General features: G+C 43.1%; 19 protein-coding genes and 1 tRNA gene. 8 read left to right on the top strand and 12 right to left on the bottom strand.

Going from position 1 to position 19,473, the window contains the following annotated elements; all coding sequences use genetic code 11:
* Positions 1-95: 95 nt before the first annotated feature.
* The 6 genes from truB to PNC201_RS04920 form a co-directional block, all read right to left on the bottom strand.
* Entirely contained in the window at positions 96-1,043 is a 948-nt protein-coding gene (gene truB / locus PNC201_RS04945; RefSeq protein WP_102056361.1) for a tRNA pseudouridine(55) synthase TruB, read from the bottom strand.
* Positions 1,043-1,447, bottom strand: a complete 405-nt coding sequence (rbfA, locus tag PNC201_RS04940) for a 30S ribosome-binding factor RbfA (protein WP_010370823.1) — start codon at positions 1,445-1,447, stop codon at positions 1,043-1,045. Before rbfA ends, truB begins: the two co-directional genes overlap by 1 nt.
* 82 nt (positions 1,448-1,529) lie before the next feature.
* A complete protein-coding gene (gene infB, locus PNC201_RS04935; RefSeq protein WP_010607871.1) occupies positions 1,530-4,217 on the bottom strand; it encodes a translation initiation factor IF-2 in 2,688 nt (895 codons plus the stop codon).
* 25 nt (positions 4,218-4,242) lie between these two features.
* Entirely contained in the window at positions 4,243-5,742 is a 1,500-nt protein-coding gene (gene nusA, locus PNC201_RS04930; protein ID WP_010607870.1) for a transcription termination factor NusA, read from the bottom strand.
* 39 nt (positions 5,743-5,781) lie between these two features.
* Entirely contained in the window at positions 5,782-6,237 is a 456-nt protein-coding gene (gene rimP / locus PNC201_RS04925) for a ribosome maturation factor RimP (RefSeq protein ID WP_010370818.1), read from the bottom strand.
* Positions 6,238-6,507: 270 nt separating this feature from the next.
* Positions 6,508-6,584, bottom strand: a tRNA-Met gene (locus PNC201_RS04920).
* Between the two features lie 366 nt (positions 6,585-6,950).
* Between PNC201_RS04920 and PNC201_RS04915 the strand changes: the two genes are divergently transcribed.
* The 5 genes from PNC201_RS04915 to PNC201_RS04895 all read left to right on the top strand — a co-directional run bounded on the left by PNC201_RS04915 (position 6,951) and on the right by PNC201_RS04895 (position 11,994).
* Positions 6,951-7,730 carry a delta-class carbonic anhydrase gene (locus PNC201_RS04915; RefSeq protein ID WP_102056360.1) on the top strand — a complete coding sequence of 260 codons (780 nt, stop codon included), beginning with the start codon at positions 6,951-6,953 and terminating at the stop codon, positions 7,728-7,730.
* A 209-nt stretch (positions 7,731-7,939) separates the two neighbouring features.
* Positions 7,940-8,410: a hypothetical protein gene (locus PNC201_RS04910; RefSeq protein WP_102056359.1), complete on the top strand. Its 471-nt coding sequence runs from the start codon at positions 7,940-7,942 to the stop codon at positions 8,408-8,410.
* Positions 8,411-8,558: 148 nt separating this feature from the next.
* Positions 8,559-9,071 (top strand): hypothetical protein, encoded by a 513-nt coding sequence (locus PNC201_RS04905; RefSeq protein WP_010607867.1) that lies wholly within the window; start codon positions 8,559-8,561, stop codon positions 9,069-9,071.
* Between the two features lie 59 nt (positions 9,072-9,130).
* The gene (locus PNC201_RS04900) at positions 9,131-10,435 is read left to right on the top strand and encodes a DASH family cryptochrome (protein WP_102056358.1); all 1,305 of its coding nucleotides are present in this window, start codon (positions 9,131-9,133) and stop codon (positions 10,433-10,435) included.
* Entirely contained in the window at positions 10,435-11,994 is a 1,560-nt protein-coding gene (locus tag PNC201_RS04895; RefSeq protein ID WP_010607865.1) for a cryptochrome/photolyase family protein, read from the top strand. The genes PNC201_RS04900 and PNC201_RS04895 overlap by 1 nt, the downstream gene beginning before the upstream one ends.
* Before the next feature lie 25 nt (positions 11,995-12,019).
* On the opposite strand, the gene PNC201_RS04890 is transcribed toward PNC201_RS04895, so the two are convergent.
* Positions 12,020-12,418 carry a DUF3019 domain-containing protein gene (locus PNC201_RS04890; RefSeq protein WP_010607864.1) on the bottom strand — a complete coding sequence of 133 codons (399 nt, stop codon included), beginning with the start codon at positions 12,416-12,418 and terminating at the stop codon, positions 12,020-12,022.
* On the bottom strand, positions 12,408-13,223 hold the full coding sequence (locus PNC201_RS04885) for a MipA/OmpV family protein (protein ID WP_010607863.1): 816 nt from the start codon (positions 13,221-13,223) through the stop codon (positions 12,408-12,410). The genes PNC201_RS04890 and PNC201_RS04885 overlap by 11 nt, the downstream gene beginning before the upstream one ends.
* 212 nt (positions 13,224-13,435) lie before the next feature.
* On the opposite strand from PNC201_RS04885, the gene PNC201_RS04880 reads away from it, so the two are divergent.
* The 3 genes from PNC201_RS04880 to PNC201_RS04870 are packed head-to-tail and all read left to right on the top strand — an operon-like array spanning position 13,436 to position 16,142.
* On the top strand, positions 13,436-14,446 hold the full coding sequence (locus PNC201_RS04880) for a phospholipase (RefSeq protein WP_102056357.1): 1,011 nt from the start codon (positions 13,436-13,438) through the stop codon (positions 14,444-14,446).
* Entirely contained in the window at positions 14,446-15,624 is a 1,179-nt protein-coding gene (locus tag PNC201_RS04875; RefSeq protein ID WP_102056356.1) for a peptidyl-prolyl cis-trans isomerase, read from the top strand. Before PNC201_RS04880 ends, PNC201_RS04875 begins: the two co-directional genes overlap by 1 nt.
* The gene (locus PNC201_RS04870) at positions 15,621-16,142 is read left to right on the top strand and encodes a hypothetical protein (RefSeq protein WP_102056355.1); all 522 of its coding nucleotides are present in this window, start codon (positions 15,621-15,623) and stop codon (positions 16,140-16,142) included. Before PNC201_RS04875 ends, PNC201_RS04870 begins: the two co-directional genes overlap by 4 nt.
* A 56-nt stretch (positions 16,143-16,198) precedes the next feature.
* Here the strand turns inward: PNC201_RS04870 and PNC201_RS04865 are convergent, their stop codons facing one another.
* The 4 genes from PNC201_RS04865 to dapE all read right to left on the bottom strand — a co-directional run bounded on the left by PNC201_RS04865 (position 16,199) and on the right by dapE (position 19,239).
* On the bottom strand, positions 16,199-16,867 hold the full coding sequence (locus PNC201_RS04865; RefSeq protein ID WP_102056354.1) for a hypothetical protein: 669 nt from the start codon (positions 16,865-16,867) through the stop codon (positions 16,199-16,201).
* Between the two features lie 27 nt (positions 16,868-16,894).
* On the bottom strand, positions 16,895-17,191 hold the full coding sequence (locus PNC201_RS04860) for a hypothetical protein (protein ID WP_010607858.1): 297 nt from the start codon (positions 17,189-17,191) through the stop codon (positions 16,895-16,897).
* A 263-nt stretch (positions 17,192-17,454) separates the two neighbouring features.
* Complete coding sequence (locus tag PNC201_RS04855) at positions 17,455-17,901, bottom strand: Hsp20 family protein (RefSeq protein ID WP_010607857.1); 447 nt, start codon at positions 17,899-17,901, stop codon at positions 17,455-17,457.
* Between the two features lie 156 nt (positions 17,902-18,057).
* Positions 18,058-19,239 carry a succinyl-diaminopimelate desuccinylase gene (gene dapE / locus PNC201_RS04850; protein WP_010607856.1) on the bottom strand — a complete coding sequence of 394 codons (1,182 nt, stop codon included), beginning with the start codon at positions 19,237-19,239 and terminating at the stop codon, positions 18,058-18,060.
* Between the last annotated feature and the right edge of the window lie 234 nt (positions 19,240-19,473).

Here is a 19,473-nt window from a genome sequence, read left to right as displayed (position 1 = left end):
AAATAAGTTTAGTAATGCTTCAGCCGATCACTAATTCAGCCAAAGCGGAAGCTGGCGGATTATACCAGCATAAACTCCCCTTGCATAGGAAGATTTTATTGTGATTCCGGCTGAGCGGAAGATAGCGCGCGTTTTGCTTTCAATAATCCTTGTGGATTACGCTCGCCAATCCCAACAAACTTACCATCAGCAACCACTTTAACAATACCGTCTGGTAAATTTTCGACAGCAACGGTTTGCCCATGACCAAAAGCAACGCCTTGCTCAGCACTAATATCAACAACGCTCAAATCGACCAAAGCGGTATCCATCGGCAACAATAATTCATCGAGATAAGTCGAAGGCGCAACTTCTTCCGCTTTTGCTTTCTCAAGTAACGCTTCTAACTCGACTAAGGTAATCATTTTGTCGCTAGGGTAATGACCAACTTCACTACGGTGTAACATAATGACATGCGCACCACAGCCAAGCTTTTCCCCCAAATCATCGACTATCGTACGAATATAAGTGCCTTTAGACACATGCACCGTCATTTGAATTTGTTGAGTTTGCTCGTCATATTCATCTAACGTAATACGATAAACATTAATCTTGCGACATTTTCGCGGTACTTCGATGCCTTCGCGGGCATATTTGTATAGCGGTTGGCCCTGATATTTGAGCGCCGAATACATCGAAGGGTACTGATCAGATACCCCCAAGAAGCTGGCAATTTCTTGCTCTAACTGCTCAAGTGTTACATTTACTGGTCGCGTTTCAACAATTTCACCATCAGAATCTGATGTCGTCGTGCGCTCACCCAGCTGCGCTCTCACCACGTAGGTTTTGTCAGTATCAAGCAAAAACTGGGTAAACTTAGTCGCTTCTCCAAAGCAAATTGGCAACATACCTGTTGCCAGCGGATCCAAAGCACCGGTGTGGCCCGCTTTTTGAGCGAAATAAATGCCCTTTGCTTGCTGTAGTGCTTTGTTAGAAGAAATACCTTGCGGTTTATTTAATAACAGAATGCCGTCGATCGCACGGCCTTTGGTGCGACGCGCCATTACTCTTCCTCTTGGTCTTTATCTCCAGACTCAGGACCACGCTTTGCGTTGTCTTCTCTGATCACAGAGTCAACCAAGTTAGAAATACGCATACCTTCCATTAGGGAGTTATCAATAACAAATTTAAGCTCAGGCATGATACGCGCACGGATACGCTTGCCAAGAAGCGAGCGGATATAACCGGTTGCTTCATTCAGAATAGCCGCACTTTGCTTAGTTTTGTCTTCATCACTCGTATTCAACACAGTAATGAATACTTTTGCATAAGAAAGATCGCGTGATACCTCAACAGCTGACACTGTTACCATACCCAATCTTGGATCTTTAATTTCGCGCTGTAGGATCACCGCAATTTCTTTTTGAATTTGCTGTGCTACGCGATCTGTACGAGAAAATTCTCTCATTTTCACCACTTAAAATTTCAAAATCTATGAGATCACAAATGGGGGCTAGTGCCCCCATCTCAAGTATTTTAATAACTTACAATTAAAGCGTACGCTCTACCTGTACAGTTTCAAATACTTCGATTTGGTCACCGACTTTAACGTCGTTGTAGTTCTTAACGCCGATACCACATTCCATACCGCTACGAACTTCAGCAACGTCATCTTTAAAGCGACGTAGTGACTCAAGCTCACCTTCGTAAATAACAACATTATCACGAAGTACACGGATTGGCGCACTACGTTTAACCACACCTTCAGTTACCATACAACCTGCAACAGCACCGATCTTAGGCGACTTGAACACGTCACGAACTTCAGCAAGACCAATGATCTCTTGCTTAAATTCTGGTGCAAGCATACCTGTCATTGCTTGTTTTACTTCTTCGATTAGGTTGTAGATAACGCTGTAGTAACGTAAGTCTAGGTTCTCAGTATCAATAACTTTACGTGCCGAAGCGTCCGCACGTACGTTAAAGCCAACCATAATAGCGTTAGAAGCCGCTGCAAGTGTTGCATCCGTTTCAGTAATACCACCAACACCAGAGCCTACGATCTTCACTTTAACTTCATCTGTAGACAGTTTAGTCAATGAATCAGCGATTGCTTCGATAGAACCTTGAACGTCTGCTTTAAGTACGATGTTCACTTCAGATACGTCGCCCTCAGTCATGTTAGAGAACATGTTCTCAAGCTTCGCTTTCTGCTGACGAGCAAGCTTCACTTCGCGGAACTTACCTTGACGGTATAGTGCCACTTCACGTGCTTTACGCTCATCACGAACTACTGTCGCTTCGTCACCAGCAGCTGGTACGCCAGAAAGACCTAAGATCTCTACTGGAATTGAAGGACCCGCTGATTTAATGTCTTTACCGTTTTCGTCTTTCATCGCGCGAACACGACCATATTCAAGACCGCAAAGTACGATATCACCTTGGTTTAGGGTACCTGATTGAACAAGTACAGAAGCGATTGGACCACGACCTTTATCAAGGCGAGATTCGATTACCACACCAGACGCCATGCCTTCTTTAGAAGCTTGTAATTCTAATAGCTCAGATTGCATTAAGATAGCTTCTAGTAGCTCATCAATACCAAGACCAGTCTTCGCTGAGATATGAACAAACTGCGTTTCACCACCCCAGTCTTCTGGGATTACATCTAGTTGAGCAAGCTCATTCTTAACGCGGTCAGGGTCAATACCCTCTTTATCCATTTTGTTCACAGCAACGATAAGTGGTACTTCGGCCGCTTTCGCGTGTTGTACCGCTTCTTTCGTCTGAGGCATTACACCATCGTCCGCTGCAACAACAAGTACAACGATGTCGGTTGCTTTCGCACCACGAGCACGCATCGACGTAAACGCCGCGTGTCCAGGAGTATCTAGGAAAGTGACCATGCCACTGTCCGTCTCAACATGGTAAGCACCGATATGCTGAGTAATACCACCGGCCTCGCCGTCAGCAACTTTTGCTTTACGAATGTAGTCAAGCGTTGACGTTTTACCGTGGTCAACGTGACCCATTACCGTTACTACCGGCGCTCGTGGCTCAAGAGAACCTTCTTCACTGCGGTCACTTAGTACTTTTTCTTCCAGCTCGTTTTCTTTCACTAGAATAACTTTGTGACCCATTTCTTCTGCCACTAGCTGCGCAGTTTCTTGATCGATAACTTGGTTAATGGTAACCATGTCACCCATCTTCATCATTGTCTTAACAACTTCAGCGCCTTTAACTGCCATACGAGAAGCAAGTTCTGCAACAGTGATAGTTTCACTGATACGTACTTCTTGTTTAACTTCTGCCGCTGGCTTTTGGAAACCATGCTGTAATGAAGTTGGCGCTTTTAAGCGACCTTTTTTGCCTTTCAGCCTCTTCGCATTCGCTTCTGCTGCTTCTTCTTTCGCACTTGGCTTTTTCTTCTTCTTACGACGTGCGCTTTTCTCTTCACGTGCGTCAGACTCATCTTCCGCTTCACGAGCGTAAGTAGAAGTTGTTAGGTGGTGATCAGCACTTTCTTCTCGACGAAGACGCTCTTCTTCTTCCGCCTTCCAACGTGCTTCGTTTTCTTCCGCTAGACGGCGAGCTTCTTCCGCTTGACGTTTCGCTTCTTCTTCTGCCTTTTTCAGGGCTGCTGCTTCTGCTTCTTGACGCAGACGCTCAGCTTCTTGACGTTCTTTAATTTGTTGCGCGCTATCCACTTCTTTACTCTGCTTATCTTTGGCTTGACGTTCAGCATCCGCTTGTCGCTTCGCCTCTTCTTTAGCTTTGCGCTCGGCTTCCTCATCGGCCTTGCGTTCCGCTTCTTCGCGCGCATTGCGCTCAGCTTCTACTTTGGCCTGTTGCTCTGCTTGTTGCTGAGCCATTAACTCTGCTTCTTTGCGCGCAGCTTCCTCTGCAGCTAAGCGTTCTTCCTCTCTCTGCTGCTCGATTGCGCTCTTTTTAACGTAAGTGCGCTTCTTACGGACTTCTACAGATACAGACTTTGCTTTACCAGATGAGTTAACACTTAACGTGCTTTTACTCTTACGCTGTAGAGTCATACGCTCAGGGCCGGTTGAACCAGTGCCACCGTGTTGCTTGCTTAGGTGATCAAGCAACGTCGCCTTTTCGGATTCAGTAACTTGGTCGCCCTCGGCTTTGGTGATCCCTGCATCTTTTAACTGTTGTAGTAATTTATCAACAGTTGTACCAATACTCTCGGCTAGTTTGTTAATGCTCACTTCTGCCATATGTGATGTTACCTCCGTTAATAAATTACTCTTCGCTGAACCAGCAAATGTTACGTGCAGCCATGATTAACTCACCAGCTTGCTCTTCTGATAACTCAGAAATTTCAACTAAGTCATCAATACCTTGCTCTGCAAGGTCTTCAAGTGTAACGATACCTTTGCTAGCAAAAACAAAAGCGGTATGACGCTCAAGTCCTTCAAGTGCTAGTAGGTCTTCTGCAGGTTCTGCATTTTCAAGACTTTCTTCATCGCGAAGTGCTTTCGTAGTCAGTGCATCTTTCGCACGGTTACGTAGCTCTTCAACGGTTTCTTCGTCTAGACCGTCGATTTCTAAAAATTCAGCTACTGGTACATAAGCCACCTCTTCAAGTGAAGAGAAACCTTCGTTAATCAGTAGTGTTGCAAAATCATCGTCGATGTCTAGATTTTCAGTGAATAGATTAACCAATTTATCTGATTCTTCCGAGCTCTTACGCTCCATCTCTTCCACTGTCATTACATTTAGTTCCCAACCAGTAAGTTGGCTAGCTAAACGTACGTTTTGACCATTACGACCAATCGCTTGCGCTAGGTTGTCAGCTTCAACTGCAATTTCCATCGTGCGCGTATCTTCATCCATTACGATTGAAGCTACTTCAGCCGGTGCCATTGCGTTGATTACGAACTGTGCTGGATTATCATCGTAAAGTACAATGTCAACACGCTCACCGCCAAGTTCTGAAGACACAGCTTGTACACGTGCGCCACGCATACCAACACATGCACCTACAGGGTCGATACGCTTGTCGTTTGATTTTACAGCGATTTTAGCACGAGAACCAGGGTCGCGTGCAGCACCTCTAAGTTCAATCATTTCTTCGCCGATTTCCGGAACTTCAATACGGAATAGTTCCATCAACATTTCAGGCTTAGAACGCGTAACAAATAGCTGAGCACCACGCGCTTCAGGCTTCACTTCGTAAAGTAGACCACGTACACGGTCACCCGGACGGAAGCTTTCACGTGGTAGCATGTCTTCACGGTAAATTACCGCTTCAGCATTGTTACCAAGGTCGATAACGATAGCGTCACGCGTTGCTTTTTTAACAACACCTGTCACTAGCTCGCCTTTTTGATCTTTATATGCATCAACAACTAATGCGCGCTCAGCTTCACGTACTTTTTGTACGATTACCTGTTTCGCCATCTGTGTGGTGATACGGTCAAATTTAATTGATTCGATCTGCTCTTCAACGTAATCACCTAATTGAACGTCAGGCTCATCAACTTGCGCCGCTTCAATAGTGATTTCCGCATATGGATTTTCTAGTGAACCGTCTTCTTGTGGTTCAACCGCTTTCCAACGACGAAAAGTATCGTACTCGCCCGTTTTACGGTCGATAGTAACGCGTACTTCGATCTCACCGCCGTGCTTCTTTTTTGTTGCTGTCGCTAGTGCGAACTCTAATGCTTCAAAAATCTTTTCTCTTGGGACCGCTTTTTCATTGGAAACAGCTTCTGCCACCAACAATATTTCTTTTGCCATAGGTAATGCCTCGCTTGCCCTTGTCCTTCGCACTCAAAGTTAGAATTTTGCGATGATATTGGCACGCTCAATGTTGCTTAACATCAGGATAAAGTCCTGAGCGTCAACTTTTAACGTGATCATATCGCCATTAACTGCTACTAAGTCGCCTTTAAAATTACGGCGACCTTCTTGCGGAAGTTTAGTACGCAAACGTACTTCCTCTCCCACTGCTGCTTCATAGTGAGCTTGTTTGAATAATGGTCTGTCAACACCAGGAGAAGATACTTCCAAACTATATTCGTTCGTAATCGGGTCTTCGACATCTAAAATTGCACTAACTTGACGACTCACTTCCGCACAGTCATCTACATTAATGCCGTTTTCATGATCGATATATACACGAAGTGTAGAATGACGACCAGCTTGCACAAACTCAAGACCGAGTAATTCAAAGCCACACGCAGCAACTGCAGGCTCCAACATTTCAGTCAAATCTTGCTCGAGTTTTGACACAGAACTCCTCCATACAAACAAAAAAAGGGCCTAAAGCCCCAAATCATAGCTGCTTGATCTTGGGCTCAGAATACACCTTGCGCCAGATACAACAACGCCCCGAACCAAGCGGGGCGTCACACGAATAACAAACTGTGTGGCCAAAGGCCGTGCTTGGTTTGCGAGCTATCTCAGCCAAATTAATCATCAACTTAAACAAAAAAGCCGATGCTTAAACGCAAAACGCGCATTACAAGGAATGCGCGAAATCAAAGAACTCAATCTTTAACTTGGTTGCGGGAGCCGGATTTGAACCGACGACCTTCGGGTTATGAGCCCGACGAGCTACCAGGCTGCTCCATCCCGCGCCAACACATAAAATTGTTTTACTTCTACTTTTCAAAGAAGTGGCATCTAAAAAATGCCATTTTAATGGGCAATGTATTGCCCATGCTTAAAGCCAATTATACTGAAAAACGAAAGTTTCAGTTCGATTGACTAAATATGCTGCGTATTATAAAGACAGTATGCCTAGATAGCAACCTTGATTTAGAACTATCTTCTGACGTTTCAGCTCGTTGCTGAGATGTAATCAGGTATTTTACTTTTCACATACAACACCGTGATGCCCAACTCATCGGTCCAGTTTCGTCTCCTTTCATTTTTTTGTAACAAAAAAGAAATATTTAATCCATAATTGGGGACAAGAAAATCACGAAAGAAAGGAAAACCAAATGAGAACGGTTATAAAATCAAGCAAATTGACAGCGCTGTCTATATTTAGTTTTGAAGCGTTTGCAGCGCAATGTGAATCAGCAGGACCACAAACACCGAGAGATATTGATAGTTTGCAGGGTCACAACAAACGGGTTTTTGCTATGGCTCCACCAAAAGAAAAACTCAACCTATGTAACATCCACTTTCATAAAAATGCAGAACATAAAGCCAAAGACTTCTCTGTCGTTTCCAATGACCCAAAGTACGGCGGATTCCAATGTAATGCAACTGCAAGCCTCACCCCAGCAGAGCTTGCTCCTGTAGAAGATAAAGTATGTAACAACGTAAAGCCCGGCGATACGATTGAAGTACACTGGGTTCATAGCTCTTGTGATGTAAAACCGGGCCCGACCCTCGGTGCTTGCTTAAATGACAGCTGCGCCAACCCCGATCTACGCGTCGAAACTCAGGTGTTTTTAGTGGTTAATGATGAAAATGCGCAAGACTTCACTGAGCTTGATTATCAAGGCCAAGTTGGCGGTTACCATCAAGCAGGTGTTTTACCAAGTGATACAGGCACACCAGTTGAGTTTTTAGGTTCGACGACTGGACCTAGCTATAACAACCAACAGTGCTCACCTTTACAGGTAAGTTGGAGTGTACGCCCAAGCTGTGCCAAAGTTGATATAAATAGTCTCGCGCGTTGGTGTAAAGACAATGCTTTTGAAGAGGACCATGCGCATGGCATTCGTAAACTCGTGACAGATCCACAGTTGCTTTCACCAATTAAGCACTAATATTTTTAAATCAATGTGGGCCGTTACTCAATCTCGGCCTACTATAGCTAGGTCCAGCATATTGAAATTCAATTGATTATTGCAACGTAAGAAAAAGCTCACAAAAAAATATTAAAAAGTCTCGCATTTTAAAAAAACAGCTATACTCAGACTTAGGCTATTTGTTTTTGAGCAAAGGATCCGCTCTTCATCAGTTTGAAGAGGCGTCTATGAGCATTACTCCCTATCAATATCAACTTTTAACTCAAACGCTTGCGAGTATTCGTCCGAATTTCCATGGCTTTTGCACTTCTTGGTACAACCAAATTCAACATTACGATTTGCGCATGCAAATTCCAACAAATGTGGGACAACTCATAATCTGGGAGCATCAAATATTTGATTTTGTTCAAAATTGTGTGATGCGTATCCCACAGCAGTCAAACTTATTACATTATCTGCAAAAACAACGCTGTACGCTGTTATTTATGGGAACGTCAGAAAAAGATATCAGTGTCTTGTTGTTTACCTTTACAGCAACGCTGAAAAGTCATCTTGGCAGGCATTTTACCACAGCAGCAAAAAACGCTTGGAACAAAGCACTGTTACTCATCGAAAATATGCTGCGCTTTGAATTATTCAAAAAAACCAATATTGTTGGTCTACAAGAGTTCAAAAGAGCGCAGCAACAAGCAAACTAACTTGAGCTGCTAAACGAAGAGACAACGGTAGCCACTAAACATTACTCTAAGATCAAAGTCATGCAGAGCTTACAAAACCAAACTCTGCGTGACTTCTGGCTCTCAGCTCTTTAGACTTTCACAAAATCTTTATATAGGAAGTGATAAAATGCTAAGAGCGATTGCCTTTGCGTCTACTATGGTCGTTTCACTTACCGCATGCGATATGCTGGAAGACTCTAAAGCCCAAATCGAGGCACAATATTTATCTGAACATCAAGAACTACAACAAGTGGTTGAGCAGATCCGTGATAAAGGAATTGAGTCAGTGCAAGCATCAGCAGAGGCTGGCAGTGTTGCAGCTTGCGTTGCAAATAATCTAGATGCCGATCCGATGGGCGCGCTTATTGCGGTTGAAGGCGCATTGCAAGACAGTGCAAATTTAAGCGACCTACTCAACTCTATTTCTCGCCTAAGCCAACAGGAAATTTCCATCGAACAATTTCCTGATTTGCTTCAGCAAGGTGCTGATACAGTTAGATATTTAAGAACTTTGCTCGAGCAGTATGATTTGGCGGAACTAAAACAGCAAGCGAGCCACTTACTTGAGCAAGGCCAAACCAAAACACAAGACGTTGGTGCTCACTTGCGTACACTTATAGAATCTTGCCAAACTAACTGAGCAATTTAGTTGATCGTTACGTATAGAGTCTTATTCGTTCATGACTGTTAAGAATAAACGTGAAAGTAGGACTCTATTTATTTGCAAACGACTGCCGCCTTAGTGATAACCCCGCACTTACAAAGCTGGCGTCTCTAGTTGATACACTTATCTGCATTTATCTACCCACTGTAAACCTTTGGACGGCTCGCAAAGCGCAGTGCTCAACTTCTTTTGCTGTCGAATGTTATCGCAATCAGACGCTCAACGCCTTGCATCAGTCACTAACGCCACAACAACAGAAGCTGTATATGCTACGTAACACAGCTCAGCTCAAAGCACTGACTGAGATTATTCATACACAGCAGGTAACTCATATTGGCCGCGCAGCTCATCCAGGATTCGATGAACAAAAGCTTTGGTTAAAATTACAAGATAACTTTCCTTACATTCAATACGTTAGCGCTTATTCTAGTACGCTGTTTGAACCAGATACACTACCACTCAAAATCAGTGAGCTGCCACCGAGCTTTACGCCATTTCGCAAAGCTGTAGAGGAAATTGAACCTAAATCACCTATTGCAACCGCTACGCTTCCACCAAGACCGAAGCGGGTTTTAGATTTAGCTGAATTTAAAGCAAACTCTTCATACAATATCAAAGTAGCCGCAGGCGAAGCGCAAGCCCAGCAACAGCTACAACAATACTTCCAAACGGATGCGGCTCTCAAATACAAAGAAACTCGAAATGCCTTGTTCGGTGAGCATTTTTCCACTCGGTTTAGTCCAATACTTGCTTCTGGCGCTATCAGTCCTAGACAGATCAAGCAATCTCTTACTCAATTTGAGCTACAAAGAGGCGCAAATGAATCAACCTATTGGATTTGGTTTGAACTGTTGTGGCGTGAGTATTTTTATTGGTATGCCCTCAAACATCAACACACGCTATTTTGCTTTTCAGGCGTCAAAGCCAAAACACCAAAAACCAGTTTCTATCCAGAGCGCTTTTTAAAGTGGTGCCAAGGCCGAACACCCAGCGCACTGGTCAATGCCATTATGCACGAATTGACTAAAACTGGCTGGATTTCCAACAGAGCGAGACAAATAGCTGCGAGCTACTGTGTTAATGAGCTACAGCTAGATTGGCGCTACGGCGCCGCTTTTTTCGAGCAACATCTGATCGATTATGACGTCGCGGCAAATTGGGGAAATTGGCAGTATATCGCTGGTGTTGGAGCTGATCCTCGTGGCGGTCGCCATTTCAATATCACAAAGCAACAAGCACTATTTGACCCAGATGGTGAATATATAAAATTATGGCAAGGAGAAGCCACTCTACAACTCGACAGCCAAGATCATGTTGGTTGGCCTTTGGAGGATAACTAATGACACAACAAAAGCCTCAATATAAAGGCCTCAGATTAATTCTTGGCGACCAACTCAACGCCAAGCATAGTTGGTTTGCTGACGATAAAGCTGAGTACCTTTATCTGATTGCAGAACTCAAACAAGAGGCCGACTACACCAAACATCATATACAAAAAGTATGCGCATTCTTCAAAGCCATGGAAAATTTCGCCATCGCACTGAATAAGGTAGGCTTTCATGTGCTACATCTCACCCTCGATGAGACTCAGGACTATTCTGATCTCCCCGCTTTAATTGCTCATTTATGTGATAAATATCAAGTGTCGAGCTTTGACTATCAACGACCTGATGAATATCGCTTACTGAAGCAAATGATGGAATTAACACTCGACCAGTTACAGGTTCGTTGCTATGACACTGAGCATTTTCTAGTCCCTTACGAAGAGTTGGATGATTATTTAACGCCAGGAAAACACACCACAATGGAGTTTTTTTATCGCAAGCTCAGGCGCCGTTTTAATGTATTAATGGACGACGGTGAACCGCTTGGCAAGCAATGGAATTTCGACAGTAAAAACCGTAATAAGCTCAAGTCAAAAGACATCGACGCTATCCCACAGCCGCTTTGTTTTGCCAACGATGTTAGTGACATTTTAAAGCGGATAAAACGGCATAAAGTGAAGACCATTGGTAACAGCGAAGAATCATTGCTGTGGCCGGCTAACCGTGCGCAAGCTCACGATCTTTTGGCCTTTTTCTGTGAACACCTATTGCCTTTATTCGGTCAATTTCAAGATGCAATGACCTGTAAAAGTGTCGATAAATGGACACTGTATCACTCACGACTCTCTTTTGCGTTGAATACAAAAATGCTTCACCCCAAACACGTTATCGATAGCGCGATAGCGGCTTACCAAGACAACTCACAAATTGATATTGCACAGATTGAGGGATTTGTTAGGCAAATATTGGGCTGGCGAGAGTATATCCGAGCCGTCTATTGGCTCAATATGCCGGACTACCGTCATAAAAATTACTTGCTTGCTCAGCGCAATTTGCCAGGCTATTTTTGGCATGGAAAAACGAAGATGCGCTGTTTAAGTGAAGCTATCAATCAAAGCCTTGATTATGCCTACGCTCACCACATTCAAAGATTAATGGTCACGGGAAACTTTTGTCTGCTAACCGGAATACACCCTGATCAAGTGGATGAATGGTATTTAGGTATATACATCGACGCCATTGAATGGGTCGAAATGCCAAACACCAGAGGCATGACACAATTTGCAGACCACGGCATAGTGGCAACCAAACCCTACTCCGCAAGTGGTAACTACATACAAAAAATGAGTGATTATTGTCAGCACTGCCACTACGACGTCAAGCAAAAATCAAGCAATGATGCATGTCCCCTTAACAGCCTATATTGGCATTTTATGCACCGCCATGAGGATAAGTTTGCCAATAACCACCGTATTGGTATGATCTATCGAAATTGGCAAAAACAAGATGAGAAAACACGGCAAGAGGTGCTTGCAAGGGCTCAGTGGTGTTTAGATAACATCGAGCAACTTTAGGCTACGCTCGCACGCAGCCTTCGGATCAAAAGAGGCGCCAACGCCTTTTTTTTGTTTTTACTTTGTGAACCCAATTCACCTCAATAGTGGTCACAGCTAGCACATCTCGAGACTGCTTTGAGATAAGCTCATAGCTCAAACTTTCATCCGAACTAAAGTCTAGCTCATATTTAAAGGTATCCGCTTTGGCCCAACACTGCAGGATCTTCTTCGATAAACTTTCTCGAATGCAGTAATCCCCTTCAGAAGGCGCATTCACCGTTACTTTGACATCCGCATAGCAAGTTCGCCCTTGGTTCAGGGCTACACACTTGCTCGGCACGGCATGAAGTATTCCCACTGGATTAGTTTCAGCAGCACGGAGTTGTTGGCTCAGTGAAATACTCCAAAACAGCACTGTCCATGTGATTAATTTAGAAAACATATTTCACCCCAGTAAAGAATACTCTGGCGTGACGAGAGCGAACTAAGGGGCTATCTAACGTATCTTGAGAACCAACTAACCACGATGCACCTGCGCTAAACACCCAATCCTCTGCAATTGGGTAATTAAGTTGCATTTGCATAAACGCAGAAGCTGAAGCACCAGGTTTATAGGGGGTTAAATAATCATTGACTTCGGATTCTAAAACACCATAAAAGTAATTATGAAAATTACTAGAGTAATAGTTAGCGCCAAAATTAAGCCATAAATCCCAGTTTCTCAGTTCAAAATTACGTGTCGCTTCGAGGTGAAAAACCCAACCGTTTGTTTCCCCAAAGACATCGTAAACAATCTCAGCAACAGCAAGAAATTCACCAACATGACGGTAATAGGAAAAGCCCAATGAATTATCTTGATCGCGTTTGCGTATTCCTCTCAGTTCAGGCACGACATCATCAGTGTCATAGTAACCACGTTCAGAAAAAGGCAACATATAACTGCCATAGATAGCATCTATACCCCATTCTCCATTATTGATAATTTGGTAACCTATATCCGAGCCACCAAAAAAATCACCTGAATGGGTATTCAAGTAAAAGCTTTTATACTCTATCTTTGCATCGACTAAAAAAGTGCCATGTTTGAATGTCGAGTCCGTGCCAATTAAAGCAGGCATTGTCATATCAACGTAAAAGGCACCGACACTCAGCTGCCAAGCAAACTCGTCATCAAGTTCGTCACTTTGTTCTTCGCAAATTCCATAAAACGGTAACAATAAACTGATTATTATAAGTAGTTTTTTCATAGTTCCATTCGTTTAGCGCAGGTGTGCCTAAATTCTCCCCGAGATCATACCTGACCCATTTGTGACCAACAAGCATCTTCTTTGAATTTTAACACAATCAAAATTTAACTTTATTTTAATCAAAAATTCACATAAATTATTTTAAATAGCGCACTTCGTTTTTTAAGTAGAAAAATTGCGTTCACACAAATTAAAATTTATAGAGGCAACTCATGAAAAATTATTTACTTCCTATAGCCCTTTTAGTCGCAGCAGGGCAAAGCCACGCGTTTAGTCAAGAGACACATAAGCGCATCGTCATCGACGCCGTAAATTACATGGCACAGAATCCAACTACAACACAGTACGCAAAGTTACAAGCATATGCTCAAGCTAACGGCATGTCAGTTTCTCAACTAGCCAATTTGCTGGGCCAAGCTGCGTATGATGTTGATGATTTTGAGGATACATTCTTCTGTGGCGCCATTACGGGTGACTGTGTACAAGCACCGCTTTGGGGTGCAGCTGAAAGCATCGTGAAATACACCAGTTACTGGCACTTCCAAAACCATACTCAAGGTGCTGATACTCACGGCAATGACTTCGGTGGTTATAATTATCAGAAACTTACCGTATCAGGCTCTGTTGATTCAATGGCTGCCACTTGGCTGAAAGGCGATTATTTAGACGATGGTCATGGCGGCGAAACAGGTTGGTTTAGCGCTGATGATACTGAATATGATAGTTATGGGATCACAGAAAAACACTATCGTATCGATAGCCACTCAACGTATAGCATGTACGATGATTTTGAAGAAATGCCTTTTCAGCCAATTGATAACTTAGGCCAGTACTGGTATCAAAGCTATGTACAGAGCGGTAACCCACAGGTACTAGGCTTTGTTTTTCACACTACAGATTTACTTCAACCGCATCATACTTGGACAACATCAGATTTGAATCATGCAGGTTGGGAGTCTTGGGTGAAAGACTACTATGACCAAGAATCATTGAACGATTTTACCTTAGTAAAGCAAGCGATGAATAGTTTCAGCGCTGTTGATAGCAACTCAACAGATATTCGCCCATTACTAACACAAGGCGGTTCTTTCTCTTATTCACAAGGTGGTATCGTGTTAAATTCAGAGGATCATTACGATCGTGTAAATACAGGTAAGCAAGTGATCCCTCACGCAATAGCCATGGTCGTTCATTTGATAAATCATGCGATGGACGTTAGGTAATGCGTCTAGTTCTATTTTTCTTGGTAAGTAGCTTTTGCTTACCAAGTTTTGCCTCACCGAGCATACCTAAATCTCTGACGCATTTAGTTCATCAACTCTATCTTGAGCAAGGCCGAGAGTTATCAAAAAAGCAAACTACTGCGCAATTGCTTGAAAATCAATTCTTGCTATTCCAAGCAAAGCAACTTAATCCAAGTATTTTAGAGCGCCAATCCAGAGTCGGTTTCAGCACCCAATATCATGTCGATAAGTTTCTCGCCAGTTCACTCCTTCACTGGTTTCCTGCACTTACTCAGCTTGAAAAGAAGCACTACCCTTTGGTATTTGATAAGGATCAGATGCTGTCTTTACTAGGACAGTACCCCGCTGACGGGCAATACACTGCTGAGCAATTACTCAAATGGCAACAGCTGCAACTAACAAAATCAGCGCCACTGACACTTGCTCAAGTATTACATAGCCAATCAATGCAAAACCGCTTTAAACTTCACCAAGGAGAACTCTCGTTATTTCAAGCTATTGTCAATCAACATCTCAATCAACAGGCGCTATTTACCGCCGCAAAACCTTATGTGGCAAAGCAAGGTCTGACAATAGAACAGTTACGACAAGTGGTAACCGCAGAACTATTGAGGCCAAGCATGCTGGCATTTCTTGGTGTTAAGGAAGAGATGCATGGTGCAACGAGCCAGTATGTCGATACCCTAAAAAGTGAAATTCCTGATAGTGCCATCGCGAAGTATTATGAGCGTCATAAGAAGAGGTTTAAATACGTCAAGCAAGTGAGTGCGAGCGCAGCGAAATTTCCCGAACAAAAAACCGCACAGCAATTTAACGAATATGCAAATGCACACTCATGGCAACAAGCCGTCGCTAAATATACCCCTACATTAATATGGCAGACTGAATTAATTCCGCTGACACGCCAAAGCACGCCGAAATGGGAAACACAACTGGCATTTAGTAGTAAACAGGGCAAGATCACGCCTAGTATTCGCACGCCAAATGGCGAGTGGCTAGTATTGTATAGCCAGTCAGCGGTATATGATTACTACGATGTGAAAAGTGAGACAGTACGCTACCAAGCGCTGCGAGCACTGACCCAAGAGTTTGCTCAGCACAAATTCGAGCGAGATTATATGGCTTGGAAAGCGGCAAACAACGGAGCGGTGATATGAAGTACTGGCAAGCATTGATTGTCATACTCCTTGGAGCAGTGATCGCGGTATTCACACTGCGTTTTGCCAACATAGGTTGGCAAAACCCCACATATAACGCCCCCTCGCAGGCTGAGCTTGAGCAAGAGGAAAAAGTTGTAGCATTAAGTCCCCCTATCAATACTTATACTGCTATCAAACCAAATGCCGAGACCTCACGCAAAGCCGTTAAGCCAATCACGAAACCTGAATATCTGCCGCCAATAAGCCAAGCCGAAAAGCAAATAGATGATTTTCAGGGCGATTTGTCGGATACCGAAGCTTACCAAGCATATTTGGATCAAAAAGACACCAAGCTAAAACAACAGTATATTGCGGCTGTTGATGGCAAAGTAGAACAAATAGAAACGCTGCTAGCACGTGGGATTAAAGAGGGATTACCACAGCAACAGTTACAAGAAGCAAGAGATAAAATCACAGCACTTAAAGACATGCAAAGTAAACTACGTACTGAATTGAGCGAACGTGATAACAAATAAAGTTAGGCAGTGGCTCCTCTCGCGTCTCCCATACGCTCAGTCATAGAACAAAACGATTAACGTACCTGCAGCTGAACCTTGCCGCTAGCCACATTAGGGTTTTTCATCACCGCATTGAGGACTACATCTTGTTGTCCTCCGTGATAATAGCCAATAATTTCTTCTAGCACTTTTTTGGGAGTACTTGGATTCATGGCAAGTGCTAAGTGCGTAGCAAAGTCTCGTTTTAGACTCAAGTAAGTTAGCGTGTTTGGTGCCGTCGCGGGATTTTGTGCAACAGCAAGATCTATCACATCACCACTTTCAGGCAGATAAGAAACCAACGCTTCAAGTTGCTGAGCTGAAGTGTGGCTGTCTTTGGCTTGTTTTAACACCAAAACATGTTGATTCATGTGTAATAAGATATAAATCGCAATGTTGACAACACCTCCCCAAAGTACTAAGTGTGTATATTTTATGCTCAGAACTAAGCCATCGACATGCATATCATGACGGGCAGCATGCATTTTCAAAAAGAAATAGCTAAAAATGGCACTAAATAGAAAAACCAAGAAGCTATAAATTAGCATCGCGTTTACGCCAATATCCTGCGAGAAGGGCGAAAATTGCACTTGGTGATGAAATTGTGCAGACATGTAAAACAACAAAGTATAAAATCCACCCGCGATGAGTAACGATAACCCACCTGATTTCAACAACAATATCAGCTTATCTTTTAATTCCATTCTTCATCTCAACGCAATATTTTTCTTCTACCATACAAGTAACTCGCTAAAAACACTACTTAGATAAAAACTAAACACAATGATCGAACCGTTAAACAAAGGTGCAATGAGAAAGTGCTGACTCGAATAACGATAGCCCGTCACTTTAAATCCAAGCGCAGTAGCCCCAAGTACAGCAAAGAATGGGGTAAATGTAAAAATCGCTTCTCCCACCACTAATCCAACAATGACGTCATGCAATGCGCCACTCACTATGAAAGTAAACCAATAGCCAAGTTTTTCCCCCACTTTCGCTGCGCATGGACGAAATACGAAGCGCGCCAAGTAATAACTCCAGATAGGATTCCAATACACCCAGAAACCATCGAAAGACCGAGCGCCGAAAGCCCGCCGAAACATGTTTCCTAGTGACTGACTATGACCCAGTGGTACACCATTTCGTCTTTTTACGTATTGTCTTAGTCCAAGTTTCATTTTCTGGGGGATAACGACTGAAGCATAACTTTACTAATAACAAATGCTTTGTATTTAGGCAAAAAAAAGCCGCCTGACGGCGGCGGGTTGGAAATCAATAAATTAGATTGATATTACTTGCTTTCAAGCAAGTTGCCCGAGCCAATTTCTATTTTTCTTGGCTTCAGTGCTTCTGGGATCTCGCGTTCAAGGTCAATAACCAGTAAGCCGTGCGCTAAGTCTGCACCTAATACTTTGACGTGATCGCCAAGTTGGAATTTGCGCTCGAACCCGCGCTCGGCGATCCCTTGATGAATAAATTTACGCTCGTTGGCTTCTTCAGTTGCTTGCTTTTGTCCCTTTACGGTCAACGTATTGTTTTCTGATTCCAGCGTTAGCTCTTGCTCGGTAAACCCTGCAACAGCCATGGTAATTTGGTACTTGTCTTTACCTAGCGCTTCGATGTTGTATGGTGGATAGCTAGGTTGTTTATCTGTTCTTGCAGCAGCATCCATCATAGAAGCTAAATGATCAAAACCGATAAATGAACGATATAATGGTGATAAATCTACTGTACGCATAATTTTGTATCCTCTTAAAGCTATACATAGGTGCTCACTCTTCAAAAAAGAACCAATAAGCACTTTTAAAACAAATAGTTATTTAATTCATGAGGCCCTGTCGGCGTCCTCATAAAGCTATTTATGGTCAGCAAATTTATTTTCAAGAAAATTCTTTTAAAAATTTTCAACTTTTTTAAAAAACCTATTTAAAACAGATAAGTATATTTTTTCTATCGCATGTAGATCGCTGAGGGATAGATGTTCATTCACTTGATGAATTGAATCATTCTTTACCCCACATTCGATCACTTGCGTTTTTCCGGTCGCAAAGAAGCGACCATCGGAGGTGCCGCCTGCAGTACTTAAACTCGGATACTGCCCCGTTGTTTCCTGGATTGCTTGCTCTACCAGCGTTAAGAAACAGTTTTCTTGCCTCGCGCCGGTATAAAACGACTCACAAGGCCGCTCCCAACTGATCGCTAACATAGCACCGGATTTAGCCAGCGACTCTTGAATATAGTGCACAACTTCTTGGCTCTTATAGGCATGGCTGTAACGAATATTAAAGGTGATTTCACACTCTGCTGGTACTAAATTATCCACGATATTTGGAACTGTGATCCCAGTAACTTGCAGCGTGGTTTGCGATCCCGCTTCATCTTTCCACCAAGGTAAAAGCGCGAGTTGACTAACCAACTGGCCTGCGATGTGAGCTGCATTAACCGTTTGTTCTGGATAAGCCACATGCCCCGTTCTTCCTTTAACCTGAATACGCCCAGAAATCGCACCGCGACGACCATTTTTAACCGTATCTCCCACTACTTGATGTGAAGTCGGTTCACCTACCAAACAAGCATCTAGCTCGATGCCATTTTCAGCTAGTCGCTCTGCAATCAATTTGGAACCAAACTCCGCTTCACCTTCCTCGTCAGAAGTGAGTAACCAGTAAAAGCTTCCTCGTAATTTTTCACGATGCTGTAGTAATGTTTTGGTTGCAGCAAGCATTGCCGCAACGCCACCTTTCATATCAGCAGCACCACGTCCATACATCACGCCATCAATAATCTGCGCACTAAATGGCGGCACAATCCAGCCTTTATTGTTTGCAGGCACGACATCCACATGACCAGAAAAAGCAAAAGTTGGTCCCAAAGAGAAACGATAACTTGCAATCAAGTTTTTTACTCCCTGCACCTCAAACTGCTCAATAGTAAAACCCAGCGCGGCGAGTTGCTCTGACATAAAAGCGATAGTGCCTGCATCACACGGTGTAACCGAAGGCGCTTGGATCAAATGCGTTAATATCTCGGTTGCGTGAGACGCGCTAAGATTTTGATTCTGTGTTGCTAATGACATAACTGAGAATGACTTGTAGGTGAAATCTAGCAATTATTTAAAGATGAAACTTTGACCACAGCATTGCAGTTTTAATGCAAATTAATGACATCGAGAAAACTTAATCTAAATCAAACTTTCAAAAATTTCTGAAATCTTACAATTTAAAAATTGATCTAGAACAGTTTTTCATTTTTTGAACCCTTTTAAGATGGCTTCATTGAAAACACACACTGTTTCACAGTTTAAAAATGT

This window comes from Pseudoalteromonas sp. NC201 (assembly GCF_002850255.1).
Taxonomy (GTDB): domain Bacteria; phylum Pseudomonadota; class Gammaproteobacteria; order Enterobacterales; family Alteromonadaceae; genus Pseudoalteromonas.
This window is presented reverse-complemented; position numbering and strand designations above follow the sequence as displayed.

Excerpts from the sequence above, each read along its gene's own strand:
- PNC201_RS04905 (WP_010607867.1), top strand. The coding sequence starts at position 8,559 with ATGCTAAGAGCGATTGCCTTTGCGTCTACTATGGTCGTTTCACTTACC.
- nusA (WP_010607870.1), bottom strand. The coding sequence starts at position 5,742 with ATGGCAAAAGAAATATTGTTGGTGGCAGAAGCTGTTTCCAATGAAAAA.
- PNC201_RS04855 (WP_010607857.1), bottom strand. The coding sequence starts at position 17,901 with ATGCGTACAGTAGATTTATCACCATTATATCGTTCATTTATCGGTTTT.
- rbfA (WP_010370823.1), bottom strand. The coding sequence starts at position 1,447 with ATGAGAGAATTTTCTCGTACAGATCGCGTAGCACAGCAAATTCAAAAA.
- PNC201_RS04890 (WP_010607864.1), bottom strand. The coding sequence starts at position 12,418 with ATGTTTTCTAAATTAATCACATGGACAGTGCTGTTTTGGAGTATTTCA.
- PNC201_RS04870 (WP_102056355.1), top strand. The coding sequence starts at position 15,621 with ATGAAGTACTGGCAAGCATTGATTGTCATACTCCTTGGAGCAGTGATC.
- infB (WP_010607871.1), bottom strand. The coding sequence starts at position 4,217 with ATGGCAGAAGTGAGCATTAACAAACTAGCCGAGAGTATTGGTACAACT.
- truB (WP_102056361.1), bottom strand. The coding sequence starts at position 1,043 with ATGGCGCGTCGCACCAAAGGCCGTGCGATCGACGGCATTCTGTTATTA.
- PNC201_RS04915 (WP_102056360.1), top strand. The coding sequence starts at position 6,951 with ATGAGAACGGTTATAAAATCAAGCAAATTGACAGCGCTGTCTATATTT.
- PNC201_RS04895 (WP_010607865.1), top strand. The coding sequence starts at position 10,435 with ATGACACAACAAAAGCCTCAATATAAAGGCCTCAGATTAATTCTTGGC.
- PNC201_RS04880 (WP_102056357.1), top strand. The coding sequence starts at position 13,436 with ATGAAAAATTATTTACTTCCTATAGCCCTTTTAGTCGCAGCAGGGCAA.
- dapE (WP_010607856.1), bottom strand. The coding sequence starts at position 19,239 with ATGTCATTAGCAACACAGAATCAAAATCTTAGCGCGTCTCACGCAACC.
- PNC201_RS04875 (WP_102056356.1), top strand. The coding sequence starts at position 14,446 with ATGCGTCTAGTTCTATTTTTCTTGGTAAGTAGCTTTTGCTTACCAAGT.
- PNC201_RS04885 (WP_010607863.1), bottom strand. The coding sequence starts at position 13,223 with ATGAAAAAACTACTTATAATAATCAGTTTATTGTTACCGTTTTATGGA.
- PNC201_RS04910 (WP_102056359.1), top strand. The coding sequence starts at position 7,940 with ATGAGCATTACTCCCTATCAATATCAACTTTTAACTCAAACGCTTGCG.
- PNC201_RS04865 (WP_102056354.1), bottom strand. The coding sequence starts at position 16,867 with ATGGAATTAAAAGATAAGCTGATATTGTTGTTGAAATCAGGTGGGTTA.